Genomic DNA, 12218 nt, shown 5'->3' with positions numbered 1-12218 from the left:
ACGCTGGCGCACCCACCTGTCCGGTCGGCGACGCGCGGGTGACGTGTCGCCCAACGGAGGGTGCGCGGACCGTGAGTCACCTCACGCCCGGAGGTCGCCCTCCTTGAGGCCCCAGCCGGCCGGCGCGGCCAGCCGGTCCAGCAGGTCGTCCAGGTCGTCCCCGAAGCTGAGGATCGTCGCGTGCTCGGGGCTGACGAAGCCGGCCCGCACCATCTGCTCGACCGTCGCACGGAACGGCTGCCAGAAGCCGCCGACGTCCAGCAGTCCGCATCGCTTGGCGTGGATCGAGAGCTGGGCCCACGTCCACTGCTCGGTGATCTCCTCGATCGTCCCGGCGCCACCGGGCAGGGCCAGGAAGGCCTCGCCCCGCTCGGCCATCAGGGCCTTGCGGGCGTGCATGGAGTCCACGACGTGCAGCTCGGTGACGCCCCGGTGGGTCAGCTCGCGATCGTCGAGCGCTCGGGGGATGACCCCGACCACGCGACCCCCGGCCTCGAGCGCGGCGTCGGCGAGCGCTCCCATGAGTCCGACCCGTCCCCCGCCGTAGACCGTCGTGATGCCGCGCTCTGCCAGCGTCCGGCCCGTCGTCCGCGCCGCCTCGAGGTACGCGGGGTCGTCACCGAACCGCGACCCACAGAAGACGGTGACGCTGCCGGGGCTCACGACCCGGCTCCCTCGAGCGACCGGGCGAGCTCGCCGACCGCCTCGGCCGGTCCGGCGACCGACCACGTGACGCCGTGGGCGACCACCTGGCGGGCCACGCCGCCGGCCCCCTGCACGATGGCGGCCCCCGGGTACCAGTCCCACTCCGGGGTCGTGTGCTGGAACCAGCACCCGAGCCGTCCGGTGGCGACACCCACGAGGTCCATCGACCCCGACCCCAGCATCCGGATCGTCGCCGGCCGCGCGGCCGCCCGCAGGAACGGCTCACGGATCTCGTCCCGCTGCACCCCGGCGGGGTGCAGGTAGGTGGCCGCGCTCAGGTGCGAGAGGTCGGCCGCCGCGTCCAGCAGGTCGACCGGGGTGCCGTTGACCGTGGTCGGCAGCTCGGGGCCCCCGACGACGACGGTGCCGCTCCCGTGGTGGGCCACCGCGCCGAGCACCAGGTCGTCACCGTCGAGCAGGGCCAGGGCCGAGCACCAGTAGTCCGAGCCGCTGGCGAAGTTGTAGGTGCCGTCGACCGGGTCGATGACCCAGCGTCGACCCGTCGTGCCGGTGTGCGAAGCGCCCTCCTCCCCCAGGATCGCGTCGTCCGGGTGCGCCTCCACCAGCCGCCGCACCACGAGGTCCTCGGCCGCGTGGTCGGCGGCCGTGACCACGTCGGACACCGACGTCTTGCGGTTGATCTCCAGACCGGGCTCGCGGCGCATCCGGGCGGCCAGGGCGGCCGCATCCGTGACCAGGGCGTGGGCGAGCAGGGCGTCGTCGTCGACCGTCACGACTCCAACCTAGTGCCCTCGCGACCCGGCGTCAGAACCCTCCCTGGGCCCCCGGTCCACCGATCGCAGCCACGGCCGCCCCCTCCTTGCTGCTGAGTCGCTTCTGCAGCCAGGTGGCGAACAACGACAGCAGCAGGTTCAGCACGATGTAGATCGCGGCGAGCACCAGCGCGGTCTGCAGCCGGTTGCCGAACTCGTTCCAGATCTGGCGGCCCGCGTAGGTGAGCCCCGGGGCGACGATGTAGTAGCCGAGGCTGGTGTCCTTGAGCGCGACGATGCACTGGCTGACCAGCGCCGGGAGCATGATCTTGATCGCCTGCGGCAGCTGGACGATGCGCATGACGGCGTTCTTGCGCAGGCCCAGGGCGTAGGCCGCCTCGACCTGACCGGTCGGGACCGCGTTCATGCCGGCCCGGAACGTCTCGGCCAGCACCGAGCCGTTGTACAGGATCAGACCCACCACGAGCGGCGCGATGATGTTGGTGCTGAAGCCGTACAGCGACCACACGAAGAAGATCAGCATCAGCAGCGGCACGGCCCGGAAGAACTCCACCACCACCCAGCACGGCCATCGGACGACGCGGTGGTCCGACAGCTTCCCGGCGGCGAACACCACCCCGAAGAGCAGCGCACCCACGATGGCCAGACCTGCCGCCCGCAGGGTCTCCAGCAGGGACCGGCCGATGACCTCGAGGTAGGCCGGGGTGACGAACGGCTCCCACAGGTCGTAGTCCAGCTGGCCCGTGGTCTCCATCCGCCAGTACACGACGACCGCGAGCGCGACGAGCGCCACGACCGTGACGATCGACAGGATGCGGTAGGTGCGCAGAGCACGCGGCCCGGGCGCGTCGAACAGGACGCTCGCCTCGGTCATCGGGTCACCGCCCATCGCCGCTCGAGCGCCGCAGCTGCGGCCGAGATGATCGCGACGATGACGATGTACCCGGCGGCGAACCCGACGAAGATCATGACCCGCTCCGAGGCGTTGTCGCGCAGCATGCCGTTCATCCGGAAGGTCGCCTCGGCGATCCCGAAGGTGGCCGCCAGCGAGGTGTTCTTGGTGAGCGCGATGAACACGCTGGCCATCGGCGGGACGACCAGCCGCACCGCCTGCGGCAGCACGACCTGCGACATCGTGGTGGCGAACGGCATGCCGATGGCCCGGGCCGCCTCCGCCTGACCGATCGGCACCCCGTTGATGCCCGAGCGGATCGCCTCGCACACGAAGGCGGCGGTGTACACGCCCATCGCCAGGGTGATGTTGCCGAAGAAGCCGAAGTCGATCCCGACGCGGGGCAGGCCGTAGTAGGTCAGGAGGATCAGGACCAGCAGCGGGGTGTTGCGGAACAGCACCACGTACACCGAGCCCAGCCGGCGCAGCACCGACACCGGACTGACCCGGGCGACACCGATGAGCACGCCGACCACGAGGGCCAGGGCGCTCGAGGCGAGCAGCAGCTTCACCGTCTCGGTGAAGCCGAGCCAGAACTGGTCGACGTTGTCGATCAGGACGTCCACGCGTCAGCTCCCGTCACAGCAGGGGGAATCGGTGCGTGGGGGCGGGCGGACCCGCCCCCACGCACCGGTCGGTCAGGGACAGTCGTCGAGCTCGGGCGGGGTGCCGGCCTCGCCACCACCCTTGCCCAGGGTGTTGTCGAACGCGTCCTCCCAGGTGCCGTCGTCGTAGGCAGCCTCCAGCACCTCGTTGATGAACTCGCACAGCTCGGGGTGGTCGAGCCCGTAGCCGATGCCGTAGCGCTCCTCCGAGAACGGGTCGCCGACCACCTTGAGCTGGTCGGGGTTCTCGGCCGCGTAGCCGAGCAGGATCGCGGCGTCGGTGGTGACGGCGTCGACCGATCCGTTCAGCAGCTGGTCGGTGCACTCGGAGTAGGTGTCGAACGGGGCCGGCTGGGCGCCGTACTCCTCCTCCACCGTCTTGATCGACGTCGAGCCGGTGACCGAGCAGACGATCTTGCCGTCGAGGTCCTCCGGACCGGAGATGCTGTCGTCGTCGGCGGCGACCATGAGGGCCTGACCGGTCACGTAGTACGGGCCGGCCTGGCCGACGATCGTGCGGCGGTCGTCGGTGATCGAGTAGGACGCGATCACGAAGTCGACCGTCCCGCTCTCCAGGAAGGGCTCACGGTTGGACGAGATCGTCTCGACCCACTCGATGTCCTGCGAGTCGATGCCGAGCTTCGAGGCGAGGATCTTGCCCATCTCGGGGTCGAAGCCGCTCGGGACGTCCTGCGTCGCACCCTTGAAACCGATGCCGGGCTGGTCGAACTTGACACCGATCTTCACGGTGCCCTGTTCGTTGAGCTCGGCCATGCGGGTGCCGGCGTCGAACGAGACCTCCTCGGCCTCGACCTCCGAGCCGGTGTCGTCGCTGCCGGCGTCGCCGCAGGCACTGATCGTGAGCAACGCGGCAGCGGCGATCGCCGCCCAACGCGTGGTGGTGGTGAACTTCATCGTGCGTCCTTCCCCTCGATGGTGATGTGGTGGGTGGTGGGGTTCAGTGCTTCAGGATCTTTCCGAGGAAGTCCTTGGCACGGTCCGAGCTCGGGTGGGAGAAGAACTCCTCGGGGGTGTTCTCCTCGACGATGCGGCCGTCGGCCATGAAGACGACCCGGTCGGCCGCGGTCCGGGCGAAGCCCATCTCGTGGGTGACCACGATCATCGTCATGCCGCCCTTCGCCAGGTCCGTCATCGTGTCGAGGACCTCCTTGATCATCTCGGGATCGAGGGCGGAGGTGGGCTCGTCGAAGAGCATGACCTGGGGATCCATCGCCAGCGCCCGGGCGATGGCGACGCGTTGCTGCTGCCCGCCGGAGAGCTGGGCCGGCATCTTGTGGGCGTGCGCGTCGACCCCGACCCGCTCGAGCAGCTCGTGCGCGCGCCGCTCCGCGTCGGCCTTCTTCTGACCGCGGACCTTGATCGGCCCGAGCGACACGTTCTCCAGCACCGTCTTGTGGGCGAAGAGGTTGAACGACTGGAACACCATGCCCACGTCGGCGCGCAGGGCGGCGAGAGCCTTGCCCTCCTCGGGCAGCCGGACCCCGTTCACCTCGATGACGCCCTCGTCGATCGTCTCGAGCCGGTTGATGGTCCGGCAGAGCGTCGACTTGCCGGATCCGGACGGACCGATGACGACGACGACCTCCCCGGGGGCGACGGTCAGCTCGATGTCGGTGAGCGCCTGAACGGAGCCGAAGAACTTCTGCACTCCGTGCATGGCCACCATCGGGGTGTCGGACATGCCTCAACCTAGACGCGTGGCGGGGGTCACCCGCAAGACTCACCGGCCGTCGCAACCGAAACGACACCTGGCCGGGCCGATCTGCCGACCTCGTCCCCGCTCGGGACCGGTCCGTGGAAAACTCTGCTGGGATGACTCCCGCCGACGAGCAGGCCACCCCGACCGAGCCCCGACTTCCCGGGCTGCCCGAACCGTGGACGGCGCGCCCGCCCACGCACGGCGACGTCGAGGCGCTGGTGGCGCTGCGCCACATCGACGAGCTCCAGGGCACCGGAGAGGCGCACGTCGACCCCCGGGGCATCGAGAACGAGGTGGCCGGCGAGGCCTCGTGGACCCGCAGGCAGTTGGTGGCCGTCGGACCGGACGACGTGCCGCGTGCATGGATCACTGTCCACGACCGTGCGGCCGGCCGGGCCCTCGTGTGGGGGTACTTCGACCGCGACGTCGACGTCGTCGACCAGATCGCACAGGCCTTCTACACCTGGGCGGAGGAGGCGGCGCTGCTGATGGCCCGCCTCCGCGGCACCGCCGAGACCCGGCTCGACGAGAGTCCTTTCGGTGGTGACGAGCGCCAGGCCGGCTGGCTGCGCGATGCCGGGTACACCAAGCGCCGCACCTGGTTGCACATGCAGCGGCCCGTCAGCGCCGATGACGCGGGCCTGGAGCCGCGGGAGGGCGTGCTGGTGCGGACGGTCGAGAAGCACGAGAACGGGCTGCCCGTCGCCGCTGACCTGCAGACGGTCCACCACATGCTGGAGACCTCCTTCGAGGACCACTTCAACAACTATCGGGAGTCGTTCCCGGAGTTCGTCCAGCGGATGCGCGAGGAGCCCGGCCACCGGTGGGACCAGTGGTGGTTGGCGTACGTCGTCGACGAAGACGGGGAGTCGGTCCCCGCCGGCACCGTGGTCTGTTCCGTGCTGCCGGGCAAGGACGGAGGTCCCGAGGGGACCTACGTGGAGTACATCGGGGTCAATCGGCACGCACGGGGCCGGGGCGTGGCCAAGTCGCTGCTCGGCGAGGTGATCGCCGACGCGGCCCGCCGCGGGCGCGACCGGGTCGGCCTGGAGGTCGACGACGACTCCCCCACGTCCGCCGACCAGCTCTACCTCTCGCTCGGGTGGACGACCGAGTACGTCACCGACTCCTGGTTCAAGGACCTGACGCTCGACGGCTAGGGCAGTGGCCCGGGCGGCGATCCACCGAGCGGGTCGACAGCCCCGCTCCGGTGTAGAAGCATCGGTCGTACATCTGACGGAGGGGTCTTCATGCCGATCGGGTTCGCCGTGACCCTTGGCCTCTTCGCCCTCTGCACCGCGGCCGCTCTCTTCCGAACCCGGCACTTCGGCAGAACTGTCTACATGACCACGGTGGTGATCAACGAGCTGCCACAGGTCGCCTCGCTCTGCCTGATCCTCTCGGCGGGACTGGCGTGGGTCGAGGGTGATCTGGTCGGTGGGCCCGGCCTCGTCCTGTCAGTGCTCACCATGGTCGTCCTGACCGGGCACGTGGAGCTGGCCCGGCGCGGCATCAGCGCGGGTTCCGCGGTGGGTCGTGCCCTGACCGACGCAGGAATCACTGCAGCGACCGCCAGCAGGGTCAGGCTCCTGCGGCCGCTGCTCGCGCCCTTGCCGATCCGCCCGAGGAGCGTGCGGCGGGTGCGCAACGTCGCCTACGGCCCGCACCGTCTCCAGCGTCTGGACGTCTACCGTCGCCGAGGCGCGGCCGTCAGGGGGACCCTCGTCTACCTGCACGGAGGCGGGTACTCCTCCGGGCGCAAGCACTGGGAGGCACGTGCCCTGCTCCACCACTTCGCGTCCGAGGGCTGGGTGTGCATCAGTGCCGACTATCGCCTGCGGCCGGGAGCTGGCATCGCCGATCATCTGGACGACGCCCGTTCGGTGGTGACCTGGGCCCATGCCCACGCCGGTGACCACGGTGGTGACCCCGGCACGCTCGTCATGGTGGGCAGCTCGGCCGGCGCTCACCTGACCGCGCTCTGCGCCCTGACCCAGGAGGACCAGCCGGATCGCGGCGCCAGCCGGATCGATGCCGCCGTGGGACTGTACGGCTACTACGGGCCGTATGACGGAGCAGATCGGTCCGCCGGGCCGGTCTCGTCGCCTCTCCGTCTGAGGGCAGCCAGTGCTCCACCGTTCTTCTTGGTGCACGGCGACCACGACTCCTGGGTGCCGGTCGAGCTGGCTCGCGAGTTCGTCCGGCACCTGCGCGCCGATTCGCGCCAAGCGGTCGTCTACGCCGAACTGCCCGGAGCCCAGCACGGTTTCGACCTGTTCCGGTCCTGGCGCTTCACCGCCGTCCTCACCGGACTCGATGCCTTCGTCCGCAACCTCCCCGGGTCCGCGCGGACAGGGCCCGGGTGACCTCGACGGATCAACTGTCGTGCGGTGTTTCCGTGGTGAGACTGCTGTGTTCTTGAACGTCGGGCTGACAGTGTGCTGGTTCAGGACATCGGAGACAGATCTCTCAAGACATAGGAGACACCTACTGGTCGATGCTCGAGGATGTCGAAGGCTCGCCTGGTCATCACCGCGTTGTTCGTCGAGCACCAGTCGCCTGCGGAGGTCGCCGCCCGCTACGGGGTGCACCGCTCCTGGGTCTACAAGCTCAAGGCCCGCTACGAGGCCGAGGGTGAGGCCGCGTTCGAACCCCGCTCCCGCCGGCCGAAGACCTCACCGACCGCGACCCCGCCGGAGGTCGTGCAACTGATCATCGCCCTGCGCCACGACCTCGCCAGACGCGGCCTCGACGCCGGCCCCGACACCATCAGGTGGCACCTGACCCACCACCACGGACTCACCGTCTCCGCCGCGACGATCAGCCGCCACCTGCTCCGCGCGGGACTCGTGACCCCCGCACCGAAGAAGCGCCCCAAGTCCTCCTACGTCCGGTTCGAAGCATCACTGCCGAACGAGACCTGGCAATCCGACTTCACCCACTACCGGCTCACTACGGGCACCGATGTCGAGATCCTGACCTGGCTGGACGACTGCACCCGCAAAGCCATCCGCGTCACCGCCCACCGCGCCGTGACCGCGATCATCGTCCGCGACCAGTTCCGCGAAGCCATCAGAACCGCCGGAATCCCAGCATCGACGCTCACCGACAACGGCATGGTCTTCACCGTCCGACTCGCCGGCCACGGCCGCCGCGGCGGACGCAACTCCTTCGAGCAACAACTACGCGACTGGAACGTCATCCAGAAGAACTCCCGACCCGGCCACCCCACCACCTGCGGCAAGGTCGAGAGATTCCAGCAAACCCTGAAGAAGTGGCTCCGCGCGCAACCCGACCAGCCCGCCACGATCGACCAGCTGCAGACCCTGATCGACCGGTTCCGCACCGACTACAACACCACCCGACCCCACCGATCACTGCCGCACCGAGCCACCCCCGCGGCCCTGTTCGAGACCATGCCCAAAGCCCTGCCCGGAGCCAGCAGAGACGCCGACACCCACACCCGAATCCGCCACGACCGCATCGACAAGACCGGCTGCGTCACCCTGCGCGTCGACGGAAAACTCCGCCACATCGGCATCGGCCGACCCCACGCCCGAACCCACGTCATCCTGCTCATCCACGACCTGCACGTCCGCGTCATCGCAGCCACCACCGGCGAACTCCTACGAGAACTCACCATCGACCTCAGCCGGGACTACCAACGAAAAGACCCCCAATGACAAACACCCGAACCCACAATCCGTGGGTTCGGGTGTCCGCCATGTCCTGAGACATCACAACGTCGGGCTGACAGGATTTGAACCTGCGACCCCCTGACCCCCAGTCAGGTGCGCTACCAAGCTGCGCTACAGCCCGTTCAACCGTCGGTCACTCTATCGCAGGGTCGCGGCGTCTCCCCCACCCGGCTCGGTGGTCAGCGGCAGGTCACGCCGGCTGGTGAAGCGGCGCTCACCGCCGTCGACCGGATCGGTGAAGGACACCTCGTGCGCCAGCAGCTGCAGGGGCGTGCTGAAGTCGTCGACGTCGACCTCGAGGACCGCGGGATAGAGCGGGTCACCGACGATCGGGATCCCCAGCCCGCACAGGTGGGCCCGCAGCTGATGGGTGCGTCCCGTCCTCGGCGTGAGCCGGTAGACGCCCAGGCCGCCCACCACCGCATCGAGCTCCACGAGGGTCTCGGCGTTCGGCTGCGCGTCGGGGTCGACGGTGACCTGCCAGGCCCCGCGGTCCTTGCGCAGGTGGTTGCGCACCGTGAGCGGGAGCTCCAGGTCGGGTCGCAACGGCGCGAGCGCACGATAGGCCTTGTGGACCCTGCGGTGCTGGAACATGCCCTGGTAGGCGCCGCGCCACCGCCGCTCGGTCGTCAGCACCAGCACGCCTGACGTCACGCGGTCGAGGCGGTGCACCGGCGACAGCTCCGGCAGCCCGAGCTCGTCACGCAGCCGCACCACCACGCTCTGGGCGACGTGCCGGCCCCGCGGGATCGTCGACAGGAACGCCGGCTTGTCGACCACCACCAGCCGCTCGTCCCGGTGCAGCACCGTCAGTTCGCCCGGAACCACCGGCTCCGCGCGCAGGTCCCGATGGAACCAGACGAAGGTGTGGGGCCTGTAGGGGTCGGCGTCGTGGACGACGGCCCCCTTGGCGTCGACGAAACGCCCGCCGGCCAGCATCCCGGCCACGTCGACCCGATCGGGCAGCTTGTCCCGCAGCCAGCCGCCCATGGTCGACCACGGTGGCGGCGCCGACGGGTCGCGGTCAGGTGTCCGCACCCACGCCGCGCCCAGTCCGTGCCGGGCCGGCAACGGTGACCGGGGCGGCACGTCAGCGGCGCTTGCGCTTCTCGCGAACGCGCTGGGTGATGTGGATCGGCGACCCCACGAACCCGAACTCCTCGCGCAGACGGCGCTCGATGAACCGCAGGTACGGGTCCTCGACCTTGCCGGACGTGAACAGCACGAAGGTGGGCGGCGAGATGCTCGCCTGGGTGCCGAACAGGATCTTCGGCTGCTTGCCGCCACGCACCGGGTGCGGGTGCTCGGCCACCAACCGCCCCAGGAAGGCGTTGAGGTGACCGGTGGGCACCCGGGTCTCCCAGCCGTCGAGGGCCGAGTCGAGGGCACGGACCAGGCGGTCGACGTGCCACCCCGTCAGGGCCGCGATGTTGATGCGCGGCGCCCACTGCACCTGCACCAGCTCGCGCTCGATCTCGCGGTCGAGGTAGTACCGACGTTCCTCGTCGACCTGGTCCCACTTGTTGAACGCGATCACCAGCGCCCGGCCGGTCTCGGCGACCGTGGAGATGATGCGGGTGTCCTGCTCGGTCAACGGCTGGCTGGCGTCGATGATCATGACCGCCACCTCCGCGCGCTCGATCGCGGCGCTGGTCCGCAGGCTCGCGTAGTACTCGTGCCCGGAGGCGTCCCGCACCCGGCGCCGGATGCCGGCGGTGTCGATGAACGTCCAGAGCCCTCCCCCGAGCTCCACCAGCTCGTCGACGGGATCGACCGTGGTGCCGGACGCGTCGTCGACGACCACGCGTTCCTCCCCCGCCAGGCGGTTGAGGAGACTGGACTTGCCGACGTTGGGCTTGCCGACGATCGCGACCCGGCGCGGGCCCTCGGGGGCGTCGAAGTCCTCGGGCGGGGCATCGGGCAGCACCCCCAGGATCGCGTCGAGCATGTCGCCACTGCCCCGGCCGTGCAGGGCCGAGACGGGGAACGGTTCACCCAGACCCAGGTTCCACAGGGACGCGGCCTCCGCCTCGGTGCGCTGGTCGTCGACCTTGTTGGCCGCCAGGACCACCGGTTTGCCGGCCGCCCGCAGGATCTTGACGACGGCCTCGTCGGAGTCGGTGATGCCGATCGTGGCGTCCACCACGAACAGCACCGCGTCGGCGACCTGGACCGCGATCTCGGCCTGGGCGGCGATCCGCTCGGCCAGACCACGTGCATCGGGGTCCCAGCCCCCGGTGTCGACCACCGTGAACGTCCGACCGTTCCAGGTCGCCTCGTAGGCCACCCGGTCGCGAGTGACGCCCGGGACGTCCTCGACGACCGCCTCACGTCGACCGATGATGCGGTTGACCAGGGTCGACTTGCCGACGTTGGGTCGCCCGATCACGGCCAGGACCGGCAGGGGTCCGTTGGGGATGTCGTCGTGCTCAGACGCCGGCATCGGCGTTCTCCTCTACGGGTAGGGGCCCGGGCAGGGTGCGGCCCAGGTCGTCGGCCGTCCGCGCCACGTGCGTGGCCAGGTGCTCACGGATGCGTCGGTCGGCATCAGCCACGGTACGCGCATCCCGCGGCCAGGGTCGCGCCACCAGTCGCAGGGGCTTGCCGAGGACGAGATCCAGGCGGGCTCCGGGTGCGGGTCTCGCGTCGACACCGGCACCGCGGTCACGCGTGCCGAAGACCGCGACCGGCACGATCGGGGCGCCGGAGACGAGGGCCAACCAGGCGGCTCCCGCCTTCGTGGTGGCGACGTCGCCCGCGCCCCTGATGCCCTCGGGGAACACGACCACGACCTGGCCGGCCTCCAGGGCGGCCGCTGCGCGCCGCAGGGCCCCGACGTCGACCTCCTCACGGCGGACCCGGATCTGACCGGCCGCGCGCAACAGATGGCGTGTGCGGCCCTCGAACGCCTCACTCTTGGTCATCGTGTGGGCGATCCGCGGCAGCATCGCCGTGACCAGCGGACCGTCCAACCAACCGATGTGGTTGCTGACCACGATCGCCGGGCCCTGCCGCGGCACGTGCTCGACGCCCACGACGCGCACGTCCCACCGCCGGCGCATGTACGCGGCGAAGAACGGCTTCAACAGCCGGTGGACCGCCTCTGGCATGCCGTGGGGAGCCCGGCTCATCGGACCTCCTGCACGAGACCGACGATCGTCTCGACCACCTCGGCCAGACCGAGGTGGGTGCTGTCGATCTCCACGGACCCGTCAGCACGCGTCAGCGGCGAGGCCGCCCGGGTCGAGTCGATGCGGTCGCGCCGGGCCAGGGACTCCGCGGTACCGGCCGTGTCCGTGGCACCCGTCTCGGCCGCACGCCGTGCCGCCCGCGCCGCGGGGTCGGCCACGAGGTAGATCTTCACGGGAGCGTCCGGGGCCACGGTGGAGCCGATGTCGCGGCCCTCCACGACGATGCCGTCGGCGGCGCACCCCGCGATGACCGAGCGCTGCAGCTGCACCAGCAGCCCACGCACCGCCGGGACGGTCGCCACCGGGCTCACGTGGGCGGTCACGTCCTCCCCGCGGATCTGGACCGACACGTCCGTGCCGTCGGCGTGGATCGTCGGCGCGCCCGGATCCGTGCCGGACACGATCCGCACGGCGGGCGCTGCCTCGGCGACCGCCGAGGCGTCACCCGTGTCGACGCCACGCTGCAGCAGCGCCCACGTGACGGCGCGGTACATCGCCCCGGTGTCGAGGTAGGCGAAACCCAGTCGCTGAGCCACCCCGCGGGCGGTGCTGGACTTGCCGGAGCCGGACGGACCGTCGACGGCCACGACGAAGGGGCTGGACACGTGGATTC

Annotated in this window: 13 protein-coding genes and 1 tRNA gene; 3 read left to right on the top strand and 11 right to left on the bottom strand. The window is 70.3% G+C overall.

Annotated elements, in window-relative coordinates; translation table 11 throughout:
• Nucleotides 1–81 precede the first annotated feature (81 nt).
• The 6 genes from HMPREF0063_RS05740 to HMPREF0063_RS05715 all read right to left on the bottom strand — a co-directional run bounded on the left by HMPREF0063_RS05740 (nucleotide 82) and on the right by HMPREF0063_RS05715 (nucleotide 4683).
• The gene (locus HMPREF0063_RS05740) at nucleotides 82–663 is read right to left on the bottom strand and encodes an LOG family protein (RefSeq protein WP_007077704.1); all 582 of its coding nucleotides are present in this window, start codon (nucleotides 661–663) and stop codon (nucleotides 82–84) included.
• On the bottom strand, nucleotides 660–1439 hold the full coding sequence (locus tag HMPREF0063_RS05735) for an inositol monophosphatase family protein (RefSeq protein ID WP_007077703.1): 780 nt from the start codon (nucleotides 1437–1439) through the stop codon (nucleotides 660–662). Before HMPREF0063_RS05735 ends, HMPREF0063_RS05740 begins: the two co-directional genes overlap by 4 nt.
• A 31-nt stretch (nucleotides 1440–1470) precedes the next feature.
• A complete protein-coding gene (locus HMPREF0063_RS05730; RefSeq protein ID WP_040320577.1) occupies nucleotides 1471–2313 on the bottom strand; it encodes an amino acid ABC transporter permease in 843 nt (280 codons plus the stop codon).
• Entirely contained in the window at nucleotides 2310–2957 is a 648-nt protein-coding gene (locus HMPREF0063_RS05725) for an amino acid ABC transporter permease (protein WP_007077701.1), read from the bottom strand. Before HMPREF0063_RS05725 ends, HMPREF0063_RS05730 begins: the two co-directional genes overlap by 4 nt.
• A 72-nt stretch (nucleotides 2958–3029) precedes the next feature.
• The gene (locus tag HMPREF0063_RS05720; protein WP_007077700.1) at nucleotides 3030–3911 is read right to left on the bottom strand and encodes a glutamate ABC transporter substrate-binding protein; all 882 of its coding nucleotides are present in this window, start codon (nucleotides 3909–3911) and stop codon (nucleotides 3030–3032) included.
• A gap of 43 nt (nucleotides 3912–3954) precedes the next feature.
• Nucleotides 3955–4683, bottom strand: a complete 729-nt coding sequence (locus tag HMPREF0063_RS05715) for an amino acid ABC transporter ATP-binding protein (RefSeq protein ID WP_156794185.1) — start codon at nucleotides 4681–4683, stop codon at nucleotides 3955–3957.
• Nucleotides 4684–4829: 146 nt separating this feature from the next.
• On the opposite strand from HMPREF0063_RS05715, the gene HMPREF0063_RS05710 reads away from it, so the two are divergent.
• The 3 genes from HMPREF0063_RS05710 (at nucleotide 4830) to HMPREF0063_RS05700 (ending at nucleotide 8399) form a co-directional block, all read left to right on the top strand.
• On the top strand, nucleotides 4830–5876 hold the full coding sequence (locus HMPREF0063_RS05710) for a GNAT family N-acetyltransferase (protein ID WP_007077698.1): 1047 nt from the start codon (nucleotides 4830–4832) through the stop codon (nucleotides 5874–5876).
• 183 nt (nucleotides 5877–6059) lie between these two features.
• Nucleotides 6060–7082, top strand: a complete 1023-nt coding sequence (locus HMPREF0063_RS05705) for an alpha/beta hydrolase (protein WP_040320576.1) — start codon at nucleotides 6060–6062, stop codon at nucleotides 7080–7082.
• A gap of 141 nt (nucleotides 7083–7223) precedes the next feature.
• Nucleotides 7224–8399, top strand: a complete 1176-nt coding sequence (locus HMPREF0063_RS05700) for an IS481 family transposase (RefSeq protein ID WP_007077696.1) — start codon at nucleotides 7224–7226, stop codon at nucleotides 8397–8399.
• Between the two features lie 62 nt (nucleotides 8400–8461).
• Here the strand turns inward: HMPREF0063_RS05700 and HMPREF0063_RS05695 are convergent.
• The 5 genes from HMPREF0063_RS05695 to cmk all read right to left on the bottom strand — a co-directional run bounded on the left by HMPREF0063_RS05695 (nucleotide 8462) and on the right by cmk (nucleotide 12210).
• Nucleotides 8462–8535 (bottom strand) — tRNA-Pro (locus tag HMPREF0063_RS05695).
• Between the two features lie 17 nt (nucleotides 8536–8552).
• Entirely contained in the window at nucleotides 8553–9404 is an 852-nt protein-coding gene (locus HMPREF0063_RS05690; RefSeq protein WP_007077695.1) for a pseudouridine synthase, read from the bottom strand.
• Between the two features lie 100 nt (nucleotides 9405–9504).
• Nucleotides 9505–10857 carry a ribosome biogenesis GTPase Der gene (gene der, locus HMPREF0063_RS05685; RefSeq protein ID WP_007077694.1) on the bottom strand — a complete coding sequence of 451 codons (1353 nt, stop codon included), beginning with the start codon at nucleotides 10855–10857 and terminating at the stop codon, nucleotides 9505–9507.
• A complete protein-coding gene (locus HMPREF0063_RS05680; RefSeq protein WP_007077693.1) occupies nucleotides 10844–11545 on the bottom strand; it encodes a lysophospholipid acyltransferase family protein in 702 nt (233 codons plus the stop codon). Before HMPREF0063_RS05680 ends, der begins: the two co-directional genes overlap by 14 nt.
• On the bottom strand, nucleotides 11542–12210 hold the full coding sequence (gene cmk / locus HMPREF0063_RS05675) for a (d)CMP kinase (protein WP_007077692.1): 669 nt from the start codon (nucleotides 12208–12210) through the stop codon (nucleotides 11542–11544). Before cmk ends, HMPREF0063_RS05680 begins: the two co-directional genes overlap by 4 nt.
• Between the last annotated feature and the right edge of the window lie 8 nt (nucleotides 12211–12218).

Origin of the sequence: Aeromicrobium marinum DSM 15272, assembly GCF_000160775.2 — a bacterium.
Lineage (GTDB): Bacteria > Actinomycetota > Actinomycetes > Propionibacteriales > Nocardioidaceae > Aeromicrobium > Aeromicrobium marinum.
This window is presented reverse-complemented; position numbering and strand designations above follow the sequence as displayed.